The 16,161-nt window shown below is 60.1% G+C and carries 14 protein-coding genes; 10 read left to right on the forward strand and 4 right to left on the reverse strand.

The window, feature by feature from the left end:
• Positions 1 to 86 precede the first annotated feature (86 nt).
• The 3 genes from QOL84_RS07270 (at position 87) to QOL84_RS07280 (ending at position 1,915) form a co-directional block, all read left to right on the forward strand.
• Complete coding sequence (locus QOL84_RS07270) at positions 87 to 380, forward strand: putative quinol monooxygenase (protein WP_016984406.1); 294 nt, start codon at positions 87 to 89, stop codon at positions 378 to 380.
• Positions 381 to 568: 188 nt separating this feature from the next.
• Positions 569 to 973, forward strand: a complete 405-nt coding sequence (locus QOL84_RS07275) for a cupin domain-containing protein (protein ID WP_283436736.1) — start codon at positions 569 to 571, stop codon at positions 971 to 973.
• Positions 974 to 1,201: 228 nt separating this feature from the next.
• The gene (locus tag QOL84_RS07280) at positions 1,202 to 1,915 is read left to right on the forward strand and encodes an ATPase (RefSeq protein ID WP_283436737.1); all 714 of its coding nucleotides are present in this window, start codon (positions 1,202 to 1,204) and stop codon (positions 1,913 to 1,915) included.
• Between the two features lie 167 nt (positions 1,916 to 2,082).
• Here the strand turns inward: QOL84_RS07280 and QOL84_RS07285 are convergent, their stop codons facing one another.
• On the reverse strand, positions 2,083 to 6,978 hold the full coding sequence (locus QOL84_RS07285) for an NAD-glutamate dehydrogenase (protein ID WP_283436738.1): 4,896 nt from the start codon (positions 6,976 to 6,978) through the stop codon (positions 2,083 to 2,085).
• 504 nt (positions 6,979 to 7,482) lie between these two features.
• Here QOL84_RS07285 and QOL84_RS07290 point away from each other — a divergent pair.
• The 7 genes from QOL84_RS07290 to QOL84_RS07320 all read left to right on the forward strand — a co-directional run bounded on the left by QOL84_RS07290 (position 7,483) and on the right by QOL84_RS07320 (position 14,948).
• On the forward strand, positions 7,483 to 7,836 hold the full coding sequence (locus QOL84_RS07290; protein ID WP_283436739.1) for a hypothetical protein: 354 nt from the start codon (positions 7,483 to 7,485) through the stop codon (positions 7,834 to 7,836).
• Positions 7,837 to 8,105: 269 nt separating this feature from the next.
• Positions 8,106 to 9,065 (forward strand): AAA family ATPase, encoded by a 960-nt coding sequence (locus QOL84_RS07295; RefSeq protein ID WP_003218556.1) that lies wholly within the window; start codon positions 8,106 to 8,108, stop codon positions 9,063 to 9,065.
• 5 nt (positions 9,066 to 9,070) lie between these two features.
• Positions 9,071 to 10,015 carry a DUF58 domain-containing protein gene (locus QOL84_RS07300; protein ID WP_283436740.1) on the forward strand — a complete coding sequence of 315 codons (945 nt, stop codon included), beginning with the start codon at positions 9,071 to 9,073 and terminating at the stop codon, positions 10,013 to 10,015.
• Positions 10,012 to 10,509 (forward strand): DUF4381 domain-containing protein, encoded by a 498-nt coding sequence (locus QOL84_RS07305; RefSeq protein WP_129392979.1) that lies wholly within the window; start codon positions 10,012 to 10,014, stop codon positions 10,507 to 10,509. The genes QOL84_RS07300 and QOL84_RS07305 overlap by 4 nt, the downstream gene beginning before the upstream one ends.
• Positions 10,502 to 11,581 carry a vWA domain-containing protein gene (locus tag QOL84_RS07310; RefSeq protein ID WP_129392976.1) on the forward strand — a complete coding sequence of 360 codons (1,080 nt, stop codon included), beginning with the start codon at positions 10,502 to 10,504 and terminating at the stop codon, positions 11,579 to 11,581. The genes QOL84_RS07305 and QOL84_RS07310 overlap by 8 nt, the downstream gene beginning before the upstream one ends.
• Positions 11,578 to 13,314: a vWA domain-containing protein gene (locus tag QOL84_RS07315; RefSeq protein ID WP_283436741.1), complete on the forward strand. Its 1,737-nt coding sequence runs from the start codon at positions 11,578 to 11,580 to the stop codon at positions 13,312 to 13,314. Before QOL84_RS07310 ends, QOL84_RS07315 begins: the two co-directional genes overlap by 4 nt.
• The gene (locus QOL84_RS07320; protein WP_283436742.1) at positions 13,311 to 14,948 is read left to right on the forward strand and encodes a BatD family protein; all 1,638 of its coding nucleotides are present in this window, start codon (positions 13,311 to 13,313) and stop codon (positions 14,946 to 14,948) included. Before QOL84_RS07315 ends, QOL84_RS07320 begins: the two co-directional genes overlap by 4 nt.
• A 104-nt stretch (positions 14,949 to 15,052) precedes the next feature.
• On the opposite strand, the gene QOL84_RS07325 is transcribed toward QOL84_RS07320, so the two are convergent.
• From QOL84_RS07325 to QOL84_RS07335, 3 genes are read right to left on the reverse strand one after another with little or no spacing between them, the layout of a single operon-like run.
• Complete coding sequence (locus tag QOL84_RS07325; RefSeq protein ID WP_283436743.1) at positions 15,053 to 15,286, reverse strand: hypothetical protein; 234 nt, start codon at positions 15,284 to 15,286, stop codon at positions 15,053 to 15,055.
• A gap of 9 nt (positions 15,287 to 15,295) precedes the next feature.
• Complete coding sequence (locus QOL84_RS07330) at positions 15,296 to 15,694, reverse strand: hypothetical protein (RefSeq protein ID WP_283436744.1); 399 nt, start codon at positions 15,692 to 15,694, stop codon at positions 15,296 to 15,298.
• Between the two features lie 41 nt (positions 15,695 to 15,735).
• Complete coding sequence (locus QOL84_RS07335; RefSeq protein ID WP_283436745.1) at positions 15,736 to 16,104, reverse strand: hypothetical protein; 369 nt, start codon at positions 16,102 to 16,104, stop codon at positions 15,736 to 15,738.
• Between the last annotated feature and the right edge of the window lie 57 nt (positions 16,105 to 16,161).

Raw genomic sequence — 16,161 nt, forward strand, 5'->3', positions numbered from 1 at the left:
GGTGTTCCGGGGGTGCAGGCCTATCCTGCACAGACGTTATCCCTCAGTGAGCAGGATTCGTCCGGCCTGATTCAGGAGTGTGAGCAATGTCCAACGAAGTGATCAATACGGTCCAGGTGCAGGCTGCCGCCGGCCGCTCGGATGAACTGGGCAGGCAACTGCAGAAGATTGTCGAAACCCTGCGCGAAACGCCGGGCTGCGATTCCTACCTGGTCGACCGCTGCCCCGAGGACAGCCACCGCTGGACGGTCAGTGCCCGTTGGCAGTCCGAAGCGGCGATGCAGGCGCATTTCAACCGTCCTGAGGCGCAGGGGTTTATCGACCTGATCGATAGCCGGCTGGCCAATAGCGTCGACTTCAACAGCTTCCCTATTGTTTAAAGCAAGATCAAAAGATCGCAGCCTTCGGCAGCTCCTACAGAGATCGGTGTAGGAGCTGCCGAAGGCTGCGATCTTTGGCTTTTGGATTCCCTGAATTGGTCACCTGATCTTCCCGAATATTGGCCGTTTGAATGCTCCACCTCGCGGACTACTGTGATTGCACCCCCAACCCTCACAGGTAACCCGCCATGAAAGCCCTGCCCTTCTTCGCCGCCGCCCTCGCCCTGAGCCTTTTCACTTCGGCCGCTTTCGCCCACGACCCGTCGGAAAAAGTCACCGTCCTCCAAGACCAGGTGCTGAAAAACGCCCCTGGCAAAAAAGCCATGATGATTGAGGTCGACTACAAACCCGGCCAGGCCTCCATCGCCCACAAACACGACGGCACCGCGATGGCTTACGTGCTCGAAGGCGAAGTGATCTCTCAAGTGAAGGGCGAACAGGCGATTACCTACAAGAAAGGTCAGTTCTGGTACGAACCGGCTGGCTCCGAGCATCTGGTGTCAAAAAACGCCAGCGCCACCAAGCCTGCCAAGTTGCTGGTGTTCATGGTGCTGTCCCCGGACGAGCAAGTGTTGATCCCGCTGAAAAACTGATGGATGTTTAATCAGCCATAAATAAAAAGGCGCAAATCATCGATTTGCGCCTTTTTATTTCCCGACGCAATTAACCGGGTCGGGTTACAGCAAATAAAACTATTCAACACTAAACAAGACAGCAAATTGTCAGGTTACTTACAGCCCGCCAGGTTTAGTCTGAATTAACGGTCGTCGTCGACGACTACTCAAACTTTCCGACTGATGTTGTTTCACGGGAGAAACACCATGAAACTTGCCTTTGCCAGTACCTTGGCGATATCGGTTTTAGCCTTGTCCGCCTGTTCTGTCCCCACCGCACCCAAAGCGGTTTCGTCCCTCGACACACTCTTCACCCAACCGGTCGGCCGCAGCAGTGCCGCCCAGGTGAAAAGTGGTCCCGGCGTGTCGCTCGGCGTGGTCTACAGCCCAAGCACGCAAAGCAACCGCGAATACCTGCGCGACTATCAGGCCAACGCCGGCACCGGTTTCGGCCAGAGCCTGCTGGTGCAACCGATACATGACGCCTACGTCGCCACCTCGAAACCGGACATGGCGGTGGAATGGGTGAATGCTTCGCTGCAACGTCAATTTGGCTCGGTGACGGTCTATCCAGACATGCAAAGCCTGCGTGCGGCCAAGCCGGATGTGGTGGCAATCGTCGACACTCACAGCCAGTTGATTACCTCGCGCAGCTCCGATATCAAGGCCGATGTCAGTGCCGATTTTTATGATGCGCAGTTGAACTATATCGGTACGGCGAAAGGTTCGGATGCACGTGAGTTGACGCCGGTGTGGGCGGACTTCAAGCGGTCGGAAGAGATTGTTGCGGATATTAATCAGCAGCAGGATGTGCAAGTTAGGGCGTTGCAGAAGTTTGACCAATCGCTCAACAATTTAGTCGCTCGGCCTTCGGACAAAGTATCGATGCTCGATAACAAACAAGGTCAGAAGTTGTATTGATACCTGCCCCCTGTAGGAGCTGCCGAAGGCTGCGATCTTTTGATCTTGATCTTTAAAAGGCAAAAGATCGCAGCCTTCGGCAGCTCCTACACCGGTCGGTACGAATCCAGAGACATAAAAAAGCCCCGGCATCTCTCGACACCGGGGCTTTTTCATTCAGCCACTACTTACGCCAGTTCAAGCTCGGCATTCGCAGTCACCGCAGGCACTACCGCTTGCCCACTCAACGCCAGATCCAGCAGTTCACGGTTGGCCACTGCATACATGGCGTAGTCCGTGCCGCTCGCCGCACGGATTTCCACCAGCATGGCGCGCCAGCGCGAGATCATGCTTTCGTGTTGTTCCATCCACAGCGCCAGACGTGCTTCCACGTCCAGTGTGCCGTCGCCCTGTTGCAGGACAGAGATGGTGATCGCACGTTGCTGCCAGTCGACATCGTCACGGAACGCTTCACGGGCCAGAGCTTGCCAGTTGTTTTCAACCGGCAGTGCGCTGATCTGTTGCAGGTACCAGGTGATGTCCAGCGCACTGCCCACAGCGAAGTAAGCCTTGGCCACTTCTGCAGGGTTCTGGCCAGTCACGTCGGAGGCTTCGATGATCGGCAGCAGCGTGTACAGGTGCGAAGTGCCCGCAACCATACGCGCCAGCAATTCCGGGACACCGGCTTCGACGTAAGCCTGATAGCGCGCCTGCCAGTTTTCACGGATTTCGCCGCTCAGCAGTTCGTCGAGTTTCAGGCCCAGCTCTTTCAGGTGCGGACCGAAATGCGCGACGTCACGGGCAGCGTTCTGCTCGTTGCGACGGGCACGCAGGAACCAGCGCGTGGCGCGACGGCCCAGACGCATCAGCTCGTCCATCAGCTCCAGCTGCACGTCAGCGCTGACTTGGTAGTCCAGCGCTTCGATCTGACGGAACCAGTGCGGGAGGTGGAAGATGTCGCGCACGATCACATAAGCGCCAGCGACGTTCGCCGGGCTCATGCCGGTCGACTCTTTGAGTCGTTGAACGAAGGTGATGCCCATGTGGTTGACCAGGTCGTTGGCGATCTGGGTGCTGACGATCTCGCGCTTCAGACGGTGACGACGCATGGCTTCGGAGAACTTGCTGACCAGGGTCGGCGGGAACGCCGTTTCCATGTCGCGGGTCAGGTAATCGTCGTCCGGCACCAAGGAACCCAACAGCTGCTCCTTGAGGTCGATCTTGCTGTAAGAGATCAGCACCGACAGCTCAGGACGGGTCAGACCGTGGCCTTCGGCAATGCGCTCGTTGATCTGCTCTTCGGTCGGCAGGAACTCGATGGCGCGGTCCAACTTGCCACGGCCTTCCAGATCGCTCATCAGACGCTTGTACTCAGCGATGCGCGCATACGCACGACGCGCCGCCAGGGACAGGGCCTGAGTCTGCTTGTAGTTGTTGCCCAGCACCAGATTGCCGACTTCGTCGGTCATGCTCGCCAGCAACTGGTTGCGTTGCTTGTCGGTCATGTCACCGGCCTGAACCACTTCGTTCAGCAGGATCTTGATGTTCACTTCGTGGTCGGAGCAGTCCACGCCACCGGCGTTGTCGATGAAGTCGGTGTTGGAACCGCCGCCATTCAGACCGAATTCGACACGACCCAGTTGGGTCATGCCGAGGTTACCGCCCTCGCCCACGACCTTGCAGCGCAACTCGTTGCCGTTCACGCGCAGTGCATCGTTGGCCTTGTCGCCGACATCGGCGTGGCTTTCGGTGCTGGCTTTGACGTAAGTGCCGATACCGCCGTTCCACAACAGATCCACCGGCGCCTTGAGCAAGGCGTTGAGCAGTTCGGTCGGGGTCAGCTTGTCAGCCTTGATGGCGAAGCGTTCCTGCATTTGCGGCGAGATCGCGATGCTCTTCGCGCTGCGCGAGAAGATACCGCCACCTTCGGACATGATGCTCGTGTCGTAGTCGGTCCAGGCCGAACGCGGCAGGTCGAACATGCGCTGACGCTCGACGAAGCTGGTCGCCGGGTTCGGGTTTGGATCGATGAAGATGTGCAGGTGGTTGAAGGCCGCGACCAGTTGCAGCTTGTCGGACATCAACAGGCCGTTACCGAACACGTCACCGGCCATGTCGCCGACGCCGACCACAGTGATGCTGTCTTCCTGAACATTGATGCCGCGCTCGCGGAAGTGACGTTGTACGCCGACCCACGCGCCTTTGGCGGTAATGCCCATTTTCTTGTGGTCGTAACCGGCCGAACCACCGGACGCAAACGCGTCACCCAGCCAGAAGCCGTAGTCGATGGCGATGCCATTGGCGATGTCGGAGAAGGTTGCAGTGCCCTTGTCCGCTGCCACGACCAGGTACGGGTCGTCATCGTCGTGGCGAACCACGTTCAATGGCGGCACCAGCGCGCCGTCTTTCAGGTTGTCGGTGATGTCCAACAGGCCGGAAATGAAGATGCGGTAGCAGGCGATGCCCTCGGCCGCGATCTCGTCACGGCTGCCGCCCAGTGGCAGGCGACGCGGCAGGAAGCCGCCCTTCGCACCCACTGGCACGATGACCGAGTTTTTCACTTGTTGAGCTTTCACCAGGCCGAGGACTTCGGTACGGAAGTCTTCTTCACGGTCGGACCAGCGCAGACCACCACGGGCAACGTTACCGAAGCGCAGGTGCACGCCTTCAACGCGAGGCGAGTAGACGAAGATTTCGAACTTCGGCACTGGCTTCGGCAGTTCAGGGATCGCGTGCGGGTTGAACTTGAAGCTGAAGTACGACTTGTTCTGGCCGTTGGCATCAGTCTGATAGAAGTTGGTACGCAGGGTCGCTTTGATCAGGTCGAGGTAACGACGCAGGATGCGGTCTTCGTTGAGCACCTGGACGTCGTCCAGTGCGGTCAGAATCGCTTGTTCCAGACGCTGTTGCTTGTCTTCCAGATCTTCATCGCTGAGTTTGCGCGCCAGATAGAAGCGGGTCTTGAACAACCGGGTCAGTTCGCGAGCGATGTCGGTGTGGTTGTTCAGGGTGCTGGCGATGTAGCCCAGATCGAAGCCCAGACGAATCTGCTTCAGGTAACGCGCGTAAGCACGCAGCAGCGCAACGTCGCGCCATGGCAGGCCGGCGGTCAGTACCAGACGGTTGAACGCATCGTTCTCGGCTTCGCCACGGACGATGTGGACAAAGGCGTCCTGCAGGGTGTCGTTGAGTTGCTGGATGTCGAGGTCCAGACCTTCAGCGGCGGTGAACGCGAAGTCGTGAATCCAGAACTCGCGGCCATTGGTGTGACGCAGACGGTACGGGAATTCACCCAGTACGCGCAGACCGAGGTTTTCCAGGATCGGCAGCACGTCGGACAGCGCCAGCGGGGTGTCGGCGTGGTACAGCTTGCAATGCAGCTCGCGCTGGCCGGAGACCTGACCGAGCGGCTGATAGAAGCTCATCACCAGCGGATTTTTTTCGTTGAGGCTCAGCAGGTGCTGCATGTCGACCACGGCCGAATGCGCAGCGAAACGCTCGCGGTAGCCGGCCGGAAAGCCTTTCGGGAAGTCCGCCAGCACGTTGGTGCCGTGGGCTTCGCCGAAGCTTTCGACGGTCAGTGCGGCGTAGTCGTCCTGCCAGCTGCGGCACGCTTGCACGACTTCTTTTTCCAGCAGCACCGGGTCGATGTCGAGACGGTTTTTCGGGTCGACACGCAGGATCAACTGCACGCGCGCCAGTACCGACTCGGAGAAGAACGTCCAGAATTCGCAATCGGAAGCCTTCAGGCGTTCCATCAGCACTTGCTGGATCTTCTGGCGAACTTCGGTGGAGTAGATGTCGCGCGGCACGTAGGCCAGGCAGTAGCAGAAGCGACCGTACGGGTCTTTGCGCAGGAACACGCGGATCTTGTTGCGTTCCTGGATCTGCACGATCGACATCACGGTGGTGAACAGTTCGTCGACCGGGGTCTGGAACAGGTCGTCACGCGGCAATACTTCGAGCACCTGCGCCAGTTCCTTGCCCAGGTGAGCCTTGGACTGGAAGCCGGAGCGGCGTTCGATTTCTTCGACCTTGCGGCGGATGAACGGGATGACCCGCACGCTCTCGCCATACACCGAGGAGGTGTACAGGCCCATGAAGCGGTGTTCCTTGATGACTTTGCCGTCGGCGTCGATTTCACGGATCGACACGTAATCCGGGTACGCCGGACGGTGTACACGGCTCGGGTGCGCAGCCTTGGCGAACGACAGCAGGGTCGGTTCGCGCAGGTAGTTCACCGCGTAATCTTCGATGCGCAGGTCATCGTAGGTCAGGCCGGTGCGCAGCAGTTTGGTCAGGCCGAGGAAGGAATTCTGGTCGTACTCGATGTGGCCGCCATCGGCCTGATCGGTAACCACGAACTCTTCGTAGCCGAGGAAGGTGAAGTGGTTGCCCACCAGCCATTCCAGGAAGCTCTTGATCTCGTTCTTTTCGTCGGTATCGACGGCGAACGCGCTGTTGTCGAGCCGGGTGAGGATGTCCTGCACCTTGGCTTTCATCGGCTCGAAATCGGCGACCGCGACGCGGACTTCACCGAGAACCTGTTCCAGCTCTTTGCTCAGCACATTCAGTTCGGCCGCGTTGGCGCAGCGGTCGATTTCCAGGTACATCAGCGATTCGTGCAGAACGCCTTCGCCGGTGCTGCCTTTTGGCAGGATTTCCAGCAATTCGCCCTTGCTGCCACGACGCACGCTGAGCACGGTGGTTTGCAGGGTGTGGATGCTGTAGCCGCGACGGTTCAGTTCGGTGCGGACCGAGTCGACGAGGAATGGCAGGTCGTGGTGCAGGACTTCGACCGCGGTGTGGGTCGACTGCCAGCCATGACGCTCGTAATCAGGGTTGTAGACGCGCACTTGCGGTTGCGCGTGATCGAAGCGCTCAAGCAGGCGCCACGCGGAAAGAGTACAGCCAGCGAGGTCGGAGAGGCGACGTTGAGTCAGCTCGTCCAGGGAAATGATGCCGAAGAATTGTTCAGCGAACAGCGCCACTTGTGGCAGTGCCTGTTCACTGATGTGCTGCGCCAGTGCCGCTTGCAGTTGGTGCTGGAAGTCGGCTTTGCTGGCTGCGGTGAAGAACGCCATCTGTGGTACTCCGCTTAAGCTTGTTATTGATGGAAAGCGTCGCGTGCAACACCCCTCTCGGGGCTACTGTCGCCCTGTTCCTGAATCTCGGGCAGAGGAAACAGGGTGACAGGTGGGTGAAGCTGGACGAGACACTCAGGTCACATTCACCTTCCATTGAATGGGCATCTGCAAAAACGACTGCCAACGGTGCCGACAATGCCTTTACGGGTGCTCATCCGTTGCGCAGCTTAATGGGTGCGACAATGTGTCTGCTTGCGGTGCTGCGACATATTCGGTCATTGGCACGTAAACGAGGGCTTTGGCACCGGTAAACACTAGCACTCGTGGCGCAAAACGCTGGTCTGAATGCCCGTTTTTACGGTACATGCGAGCCAGAAATGACCATTGACCCACGTCGCGTTCACGACACATCCTCTGACACTCTCACATGCAGAAATTCCCGAGGGCTGGCAGAATCGCGCCCAATTGCGACCAACACGCCCCTTGAGGCAGGAATTCCCCATGCAAATGACCACCGCGCTACTCATCGTCAACCCGTGCGATGACGAAGAAGACAACATGGCCATGCTCTGCTGCCACAGCGACAAGGGCGACATGTTCCTGATGAGCCGCTACCCGGATGAGGATGAGTTGGAGATCACCCTGGATGGCGAGCCGTCGACGCTGGATGGCGTGAAGGTCACGCTGACGTCGACGCTGCTGAAAATCGAGATCGCGGCAGGGGATGCCGATGCGCTGAATGGCGATGATGTGCTGGAGATCAGCTTTAACCCGGACATGGTGGACATGGATGAGGTGGTCGAGACCTTGACGAATATCCTTGACGGGACTGGCACGTTCATTAACGAAGTTTGATGGTGTCTGGGCCGACGCCATCGCGAGCAGGCTCACTCCTACAGGTCGGTGTACGGCGATCCATTGTAGGAGTGAGCCTGCTCGCGATAGGGCCAACACAGGCAACCAATCACTCCCCGGCTACAAAAATCCAACAATTGCCCCGGTCATTTCCCGCACTTTGCGCAAAATGCCGTTAGTCGCCACCCCCCGCGATGGATTAAAGTAACGCCCCCAGCCCCGGCGTTATCCGAACGCCTGGGGCCACCCCTTTCCAGGAACAGTCACCGATGGAACATCGTGAAGCGCTGCTGGCGCTGCGAACCTTTCTTTCAACGCAGATTCTCGGCCAGGAAAAACTCATCGAGCGTTTGCTCATCGCCCTGCTCGCCGACGGCCACATGCTGGTCGAGGGCGCGCCGGGTCTGGCCAAGACCAAAGCGATCAAAGAACTCGCCGAGGGCATCGAAGCCCAGTTCCATCGCATCCAGTTCACCCCTGACCTGCTGCCCGCCGACATCACCGGCACCGAGATCTATCGCCCGGAAACCGGCAGCTTTGTGTTCCAGCAAGGGCCGATCTTCCACAACCTGGTGCTGGCGGACGAAATCAACCGTGCCCCGGCCAAGGTGCAATCGGCGCTGCTCGAAGCCATGGCCGAGCGTCAGGTCAGTGTCGGTCGCAGCACCTATGAACTGTCGCCGCTGTTTCTGGTGATGGCCACGCAGAACCCGATCGAACAGGAAGGCACCTACCCGCTGCCGGAAGCCCAGCTCGACCGTTTCCTCATGCACGTGAAGATCGGCTTCCCCGATGCCGCCGTCGAACGGCGCATCCTCCAGCAGGCCCGTGGCGAAGCGTTGAACGGTGAAACCAAGCCTGAACGCCGCGTCAGCCAGCAAGCGATCTTCGCCGCGCGCAAGGAAATCCTCGGTCTGTACATGGCCGACGCCGTGGAGGAATACCTCGTGCAACTGGTCATGGCCACGCGCACACCGGCCAAGTTCGACCCGGAAATGGCCGAGTGGATCGCCTATGGCGCCAGCCCGCGTGGCTCGATCGCCCTTGACCGCTGTGCCCGCGCCCACGCCTGGCTGGCCGGTCGCGACTTCGTCAGCCCGGAAGACATTCAAGCGGTGCTGTTCGATGTGTTGCGTCACCGCATCATTCTGTCGTTTGAAGCCGAGGCCGCCGGCATCGATCAGGATCGGGTGGTGCAGCGGATTCTCGACGTCGTAGCCGTCGCTTGACCCCCATGAACACCCCCTTGCCGTCCGAACCCGGTATTCGCGTCAGCCTCGCCGAGCTGATCGAGATGCGTCACCGGGTGCGCGAAGTACAGCTGTTTTCCACGCCGAGCCAGCGCAGCCCGCTGATCGGCCTGCATCACTCGAAATTCCGTGGTCGCGGTGTCGACTTCGATCAGGTGCGGGTCTATCAGGCCGGCGACGACGTGCGCACCATCGATTGGCGTGTCACGGCGCGCACGCAAGAGCCACACACCAAGATGTTCCATGAAGAACGTGAACGACCGATTTTCATCATGGTCGAGCAAAGCACGCGACTGTTTTTCGGGTCCGGGCTGATGTTCAAATCGGTGCTGGCGGCGCAAGCGGCAGCGTTGATCGGCTGGGCTGCACTCGGCCATAACGATCGGGTTGGCGGGCTGGTGTTCGGCGACAACGAGCACTACGAAATCAAGCCACGGCGCAGCAAACAAAGCCTGCTGCAATTGCTCAACCGCTTGGTCAAGGTCAATCAGTCGCTGCACAGCGAGCGCGAGCCGGACCGCGATGCCTTTGGCGTGGCTCTGCGCCGGGCGCGTGAGGTACTGCGTCCGGGCAGTCTGGCCATCGTGATTTGCGATGAGCGCGCGTTGTCCGACAGCGCCGAGCAACAGCTGAGTCTGCTGTCGCGCCATTGCGACCTGTTGATGCTGCCGATTTCCGATCCACTCGATCACGCCCTCCCCGCTGCCGGCCTGCTCAGGTTCGCCGAACGCGGCGCACAGCTGGAACTCGACACGCTGAATTTCGACCTGCGCCAGACCTATCGCGCCCAGGCCGAAGCACGCATCGCGCGCTGGGAATTGCTCGCGCAAAAGCTGCGGGTGCTGTTGATGCCGTTGAGTACACAAAGTGAAATGGTCGAGCAGATGCGTGAATTCCTCAATCCGCAGCGTCCGGGGAAAGGTCGATGAACGGCCTCGAACAACTGCAACCGCTGATCTCGCCGCCACCGATTGCCTTTTGGCCGCCGGCGCCGGGCTGGTGGCTGCTGTTGCTGTTATTGCCGTTGCTCGGTTTGGCGGCGTGGAAGCTGCGCCGTTTCATTCCCATGAAGAAGCGCCCAATCGTGCGCGCCGAACAACCGCTCGACCCGGTGCGCATCGCCGCCCTCGCCGAACTCGCGCAAATGCCCAAACCCTACGACGGCGCGCCGGCCGGTGCCTGGCTGCAGCAACTCAACGGCCTGCTCAAACGCCTGTGCCGCAACCATTATCCCTACAGCCAGAGCCACACCCTCAACGGTCGCAAATGGCTGGCGTTCCTCGACAACCGTTGCCCGGCGGCGGGCCTGACTCGCTGGATGGTGCTGGTCGAAGGCGCGTACAAACCGGAATGCAAACTCGACGACAAAGCCATCGCCGGCCTGACCCAAGCGGTCGACACGTGGATTCGCAAACATGTTTGAGTTCGCCTGGCCGTGGATCTTTGCGCTGTTGCCGCTGCCGTGGTTGATGCGCCTTGTGTTGCCGGTGGCCGACAGCGGCGAGCCGGCGCTGAAAGTCAGCTTTCTGTCCGACCTCGAAGGCCTCGCCCGGCGTCGCGCCCGCGCCAACTTGCCGGCGTGGCGCCAACAGGCACCGTTCATGCTCTTGTGGTTGCTGCTGTTGACCGCCGCCGCCCGTCCGCAGTGGCTCGGCGAACCGTTGCCGATTGCCGCCAGCGGCCGAGATTTGCTGGTGGCGGTGGACGTGTCCGGCTCGATGGATTTCCCCGACATGCAGTGGCAGGACGAAGACGTCAGCCGTCTCTCGCTGGTTCAGCACCTGCTCGGCGACTTCCTCGAAAGCCGCGACGGCGACCGCGTCGGCTTGATCCTGTTCGGCAGCAAAGCCTACCTGCAAGCGCCATTGACCTTCGACCGCCACACCGTGCGCGTCTGGCTCGACGAAGCGCGGATCGGCATCGCCGGCAAGAACACCGCCATCGGCGACGCTATCGGTCTGGCGCTGAAACGCCTGCGCATGCGTCCGGCGCAAAGCCGCGTGCTGATTCTGGTCACTGACGGCGCCAACAATGGCGGTGAAATCGATCCGCTGACGGCCGCGAAACTGGCAGCCAGCGAAGGCGTGAAAATCTATCCGATCGGCATCGGCGCCAATCCCGAGGACAGCGGTTCGACCGGACTGCTCGGGGTCAACCCGAGCCTGGATCTCGACGAGCCCGCACTCAAGGCGATCGCCGCAGCGACCGGTGGCCAGTACTTCCGTGCCCACGATGGCAAAGAACTGCAAGCGATCAAGGACACCCTCGACCAGCTCGAACCGGTAACCCAACAACCGACCCAGGCGCGTCCGGCGCAAGCCTTGTATCACTGGCCGCTGGCATTGGCGCTGTGGTTGAGCCTGCTGCTGGTGGCGCGCGAATTGTGGCCGGACAATTTCTTGCAACGCCTGTTCACCAAGGAGCTGTATCTGCAAAGCCCGTTACCTGACTGGCGCGAGCGTCTCAAGCGCCTGCGTCTGCGGAGGCGTCGATGATCGCCCTCTGGCCGCACTGGTTCCGTCCTTGGTGGCTGTTGCTGTTGCCGCTGCTCGGCTGGTTGCTTTGGCAGCTCTGGCACCGGCAAAAACGCGCCGGACGCTGGCAGATGATTCTGCCGCCGGCGTTCCACGCCACTTTGCTCAGCGGTGGTAACGGACGCGACAGCAAATTGCCGTGGATCGCCCTCGGCGTGGCGTGGTTGCTGACCATTCTGGCGCTGCTCGGGCCGAGTTGGGAGCGTGTCGAACAGACCAGCCAGAAACCTGCCGATCCGTTGGTGGTTGTACTGGAACTGACCCCGGAAATGCTCGCCACCGATGCGCCGCCGACCCGCCTCGAGCAAGCGCGGCGCAAGCTGTTCGACCTGTTGCAGGCGCGCAGCGATGCGCAGACCGCCATCGTCGTCTACGCCGGCAGCGCGCACACGCTGGTGCCGCTGTCGGATGATCTGGCGACCAGTCGCAATCTGCTCGACGCGCTCAAGCCATCGCTGATGCCAGAGAGCGGTCATCGCGCCGATCTGGCGGTGAGCAAGGCGCTGGCCTTGTTGAAACAGGGCGCACTCGGTCAGGGGCGGATTCTGTTGATCGGCTCGTCCTTGAGCGAAGAGGAACGCCAAGGCATTCGTCGTGCCTTGAGCGGTGAATCTGCGCAACTGTTGATGCTCGGCGTCGGCACTGCCGAAGGGGCACCGATTGCTCAAGAGGACGGCAGTTTCCTGAAAGACGACCAAGGTGCGATTCGCGTGCCGCAACTCGACAGCCCGGGCCTTGGCGCGTTCCTCAACAGTGTTGGCGGTGAATACCACGCTGCACGGCTGGACGAAGCTGATCTCGGCGCGCTCGGCCTGCTCAATGGCCCGCGCAGTTTGCGCAACGATGGCCAGACCGTGCGCCTCGATACCTGGGCCGATCAGGGTTATTGGCTGCTGTTGCCGCTGTTGTTGCTGGCCGCGTGTGCCGGGCGGCGTGGCTGGTTGTTCTGCCTGCCGCTGCTGTTGTGTCTGCCGCAGCCGAGCTACGCGTTCGACTTCGAAGATTTGTGGCTGCGCCCGGATCAACAGGGCCTGCATTTGCTCAAGCAGAAGCGCCCCGCCGAGGCCGCCGCCCATTTTGACGATCACCAATGGCAAGGGGTGGCGTTGTACGAGGCCGGCGATTACAGTGGCGCCGCCCAGCGCTTTGCCGAAGGCAGCGATGCCCGCGCGCACTACAATCGTGGCAACGCTTTGGCAAAAAGCGCTGAGCTGGAAGCCGCCATCGATGCCTACGAGCAGGCGCTGGAACTGCAACCGGATCTGCGCCCGGCACAGACCAACAAGGCACTGGTGGAGAACCTGCTGAAGCAGAAAAACACCCCGCCGCCCGTTGAGCCGGAAAACAAGCCAACCGAACAGAGTCTGCCGGGCGACGAAACTCCGCCAGTGACCGCACCACCGCCAGCGGTGAAAAGTGAAACCCAGGGCGATGCGCAACCGGCCGAACCGGCCAGCGAACCGCCGCCGGCCACGCCACCGCAACCCGGTCCCAACGAAGTACCGGGCAGCGATGAGGAAGAGCAGACGGACACCGTGCCGACCCTGCGCCCAAGCGAGGACAACCTCGAAGGCGAGCAGCGTCAAGCACTGGAGCAATGGCTGGGGAAGATCCCGGATGATCCGGGCGAACTGCTGCGACGCAAATTCTGGTACGAACAGCAACAACATCAGGATCAGGAAAACACTCGATGACCCGCTTCACCGCTCTCTTGCTGCCCCTGCTGATCTGCACGGCCACCGCCCAGGCGGCCGAGTTGACCGCCAGCGTGGATCGCAGTCGCCTGAACTCCGGCGAGACGGTCGAACTCACCCTCGAAACCAGCGACGTTACCCAGTTCGGCAAACCTGACCTGACCCCGCTGGAACCACTGTTCGAGGTGCGCGGCACGCGTCAGGTCAACCAGTTGAACACGCTCAATGGCGACAACCGCGCGACCACGCGCTGGATCATCACGCTGCTACCGAAAGAGAACGGCAGCGTGGTGATTCCGCCGTTGCAGATGGGCGACGTGCAGAGCCAGCCCATCACCGTGCAAGTGGTCGAAAGCGACACCCACGAAGACAAGAACAGCCTCGACCCGGTGTTCATCGAGGCCAGCCTCGATCAGTCCAGCGTGTATGTGCAGGCGCAAGCGATCCTGACCCTGCGCATCTACCATTCGGTGTCGCTGTACGACGACAGCAGCCTGACCCCGCTGCAAATCGCCGATGCGCGCGTCGAACAACTGGGCGACACCCGCACGTACGAAAAAGACATCAACGGTGTGCGCCACGGCGTGATCGAGATGCGCTATGCCATCTATCCGCAACACAGCGGCTTGCTGACCATCGCCCCGCAAACCTTCAGCGCCACGCTGGTCGACACCCAGCCGTCCGCAGACGCCACCGCGCAAGGGCCGAAGCCGGGCAAATTGATGCGCGTCAGCTCCGCCGACATCCCGTTGACGGTCAAGCCGAAACCGCTGACCTACCCGCTCGACGCCCCGTGGTTACCGGCGCGCAGCCTGAGCCTCAGCGAAAGCTGGAACCCGGAACCCGAACACACCCAAGTCGGCGACTCGCTGACGCGCAGCCTGATCCTGAAAGTCGAAGGCCTCGCCAGTTCGCAACTGCCGGCGCTGCCCGCCACCGACGTCAACGGTTTGCGCCGCTATCCTGACCAACCGGTGCTCACCAACCAGAGCACTGACCGGGGACTTGTCGGCAGCCGCGAAGAACGTGAAGCACTGGTGCCGAGTCGCAGCGGTTCGATCGAGCTGCCAACGGTCGACGTGGTCTGGTGGAACACTTTCGAAGATCACCTTGAACACAGCAGCTTGCCCGCGCGCACCCTGCAAGTGGCGAACAATCCGAGCCTGCAAGTCGACACCCCGGCGGGCAGCTTGCAACCGAGCGCCGTCGATAACGATGTGTTGTGGTGGTGGAAACTGAGCACGCTGATCCTCGCCTGCACCACCCTGCTCGGCTTCGGCCTGTGGTGGCGTGCGCGCTGGCAACCGGCGATCCTGCGCGCCGCGCAGACCGGGCCAAGCCCGCGCACGCTGCTTGACGACATCAAACGCGCGAGCCAGGCCAACGATCCGCAAGCGACGCGGCAGGCGCTGGATGCATGGGCGCGGCAGCAGCCGGAAACGCTGGCGGATATGGCGGCGCGGTTTGTGCCCTTGTCGGATGCGCTCGACGGCCTCAATGGCGCGCTGTACAGCGAGACCGGGCAGCATTGGCAAGGTGAGGATTTGTGGCGCGCGATCCGCACTATTCCGACCGCTGAGCGCGTCCACGATCCAGTAGGCGACAGTGGGTTGCCACCGCTTTATCCGAAGTAAAAGATCAAAAGATCGCAGCCTCCGGCAGCTCCTACATTTGATCTCTGTAGGAGCTGCCGCAGGCTGCGATCTGTTGACTTTGAGACGTCTGACTCAATCGATCTTCAATCAGTGTTGGAAACAAAAGGGTCAACACCCTCACGGATCAATCGCTCCTGCAACTCAAACAAAAACTTCATAACTGCTTCCTCACCCATGGCTGCGGTCAGCGCTTCCTGTTCCGAAATCTCATCCTCACGCCTGACATCCACATGACTGCCCGCGTCGTACTTGATGAAATAACGCTCATGGCGCCGGCAAATTTCCACATCACGAAACTTGAATAACAATTTATCCATGTCGACTTCTCATTGGAAAGTCGAAAGCAAACTCACTTTCCCCGTCGTTTGCCTCGCACGTTCAGTCGCAGCATTGATCTCATCCGCATACGCCGACACGTCCAGACCCAGACTGATCATCGACCTGATCGATTCCAATGCGACGTAAATCGCCTGGCTTCCCCGACGTGAAGTCACCTTCAGCAATACGACCAGTGCTCTTTCATCCGGGTCTCCCAACGTCTCGCATAACCGCAATACCCAGAAATCGCTTTTGCTGTCTACGACTGTCAATAGCTCCAGCCAATCGGCGTCAGAAAAGCCATCCAGCATTTCGGAGGCGCTGATAATGGCGACATCAGACCAGAAATCGCTTGGGTACTCTTCATCAGCAAACATCTCGATAAATTTATCAAACTTAATAAACATCGTCGCTTGGCTCACCCTGTGAAGAAACCACCTACCGACTTCTAAAGAAGAAAAAGCTTTCGTACAGTTTCCATGTCCGATTGGATAATCTCCAACTCCTCGTCATCGGCATCTGCCTCAACCAGGCTCTCAATGCTGCACTGGCTGTAGGTCTGCGCCAAAATATCCAACATATCGCTCGTGTATGAATCTTCTTTCGACAGCTTCAGACCGCGACGATGCCCCTCCATATAAATGGCCGTCTGAAGAATTGCATTCGGGCCGGGCGCATCTTTGCGCAGCAAGAGTTCCAGCTCATCCTGAACATAGGCAAAAGCTTGTTCCGGACGAAACCCAAGCTCATCCATCGCGTGGAAATAAAGCCCTTTAACCATGCCTCTGGCCTGATTGAACAAGCTTTCAACCCGCATTTCTGTTTTCCTCCGGCTTCAACCAGCGGCGAATCGCCACCAGCCAAAAATGACATC

This window comes from Pseudomonas helmanticensis, assembly GCF_900182985.1.
Classification (GTDB): domain Bacteria; phylum Pseudomonadota; class Gammaproteobacteria; order Pseudomonadales; family Pseudomonadaceae; genus Aquipseudomonas; species Aquipseudomonas helmanticensis.

What these genes read in the sequence shown, in the direction of transcription:
- QOL84_RS07270 (WP_016984406.1), top strand. Translation starts at nt 87, where the DNA reads ATGTCCAACGAAGTGATCAATACGGTCCAGGTGCAGGCTGCCGCCGGC.
- QOL84_RS07275 (WP_283436736.1), top strand. Translation starts at nt 569, where the DNA reads ATGAAAGCCCTGCCCTTCTTCGCCGCCGCCCTCGCCCTGAGCCTTTTC.
- QOL84_RS07280 (WP_283436737.1), top strand. Translation starts at nt 1,202, where the DNA reads ATGAAACTTGCCTTTGCCAGTACCTTGGCGATATCGGTTTTAGCCTTG.
- QOL84_RS07285 (WP_283436738.1), bottom strand. Translation starts at nt 6,978, where the DNA reads ATGGCGTTCTTCACCGCAGCCAGCAAAGCCGACTTCCAGCACCAACTG.
- QOL84_RS07290 (WP_283436739.1), top strand. Translation starts at nt 7,483, where the DNA reads ATGCAAATGACCACCGCGCTACTCATCGTCAACCCGTGCGATGACGAA.
- QOL84_RS07295 (WP_003218556.1), top strand. Translation starts at nt 8,106, where the DNA reads ATGGAACATCGTGAAGCGCTGCTGGCGCTGCGAACCTTTCTTTCAACG.
- QOL84_RS07300 (WP_283436740.1), top strand. Translation starts at nt 9,071, where the DNA reads ATGAACACCCCCTTGCCGTCCGAACCCGGTATTCGCGTCAGCCTCGCC.
- QOL84_RS07305 (WP_129392979.1), top strand. Translation starts at nt 10,012, where the DNA reads ATGAACGGCCTCGAACAACTGCAACCGCTGATCTCGCCGCCACCGATT.
- QOL84_RS07310 (WP_129392976.1), top strand. Translation starts at nt 10,502, where the DNA reads ATGTTTGAGTTCGCCTGGCCGTGGATCTTTGCGCTGTTGCCGCTGCCG.
- QOL84_RS07315 (WP_283436741.1), top strand. Translation starts at nt 11,578, where the DNA reads ATGATCGCCCTCTGGCCGCACTGGTTCCGTCCTTGGTGGCTGTTGCTG.
- QOL84_RS07320 (WP_283436742.1), top strand. Translation starts at nt 13,311, where the DNA reads ATGACCCGCTTCACCGCTCTCTTGCTGCCCCTGCTGATCTGCACGGCC.
- QOL84_RS07325 (WP_283436743.1), bottom strand. Translation starts at nt 15,286, where the DNA reads ATGGATAAATTGTTATTCAAGTTTCGTGATGTGGAAATTTGCCGGCGC.
- QOL84_RS07330 (WP_283436744.1), bottom strand. Translation starts at nt 15,694, where the DNA reads ATGTTTATTAAGTTTGATAAATTTATCGAGATGTTTGCTGATGAAGAG.
- QOL84_RS07335 (WP_283436745.1), bottom strand. Translation starts at nt 16,104, where the DNA reads ATGCGGGTTGAAAGCTTGTTCAATCAGGCCAGAGGCATGGTTAAAGGG.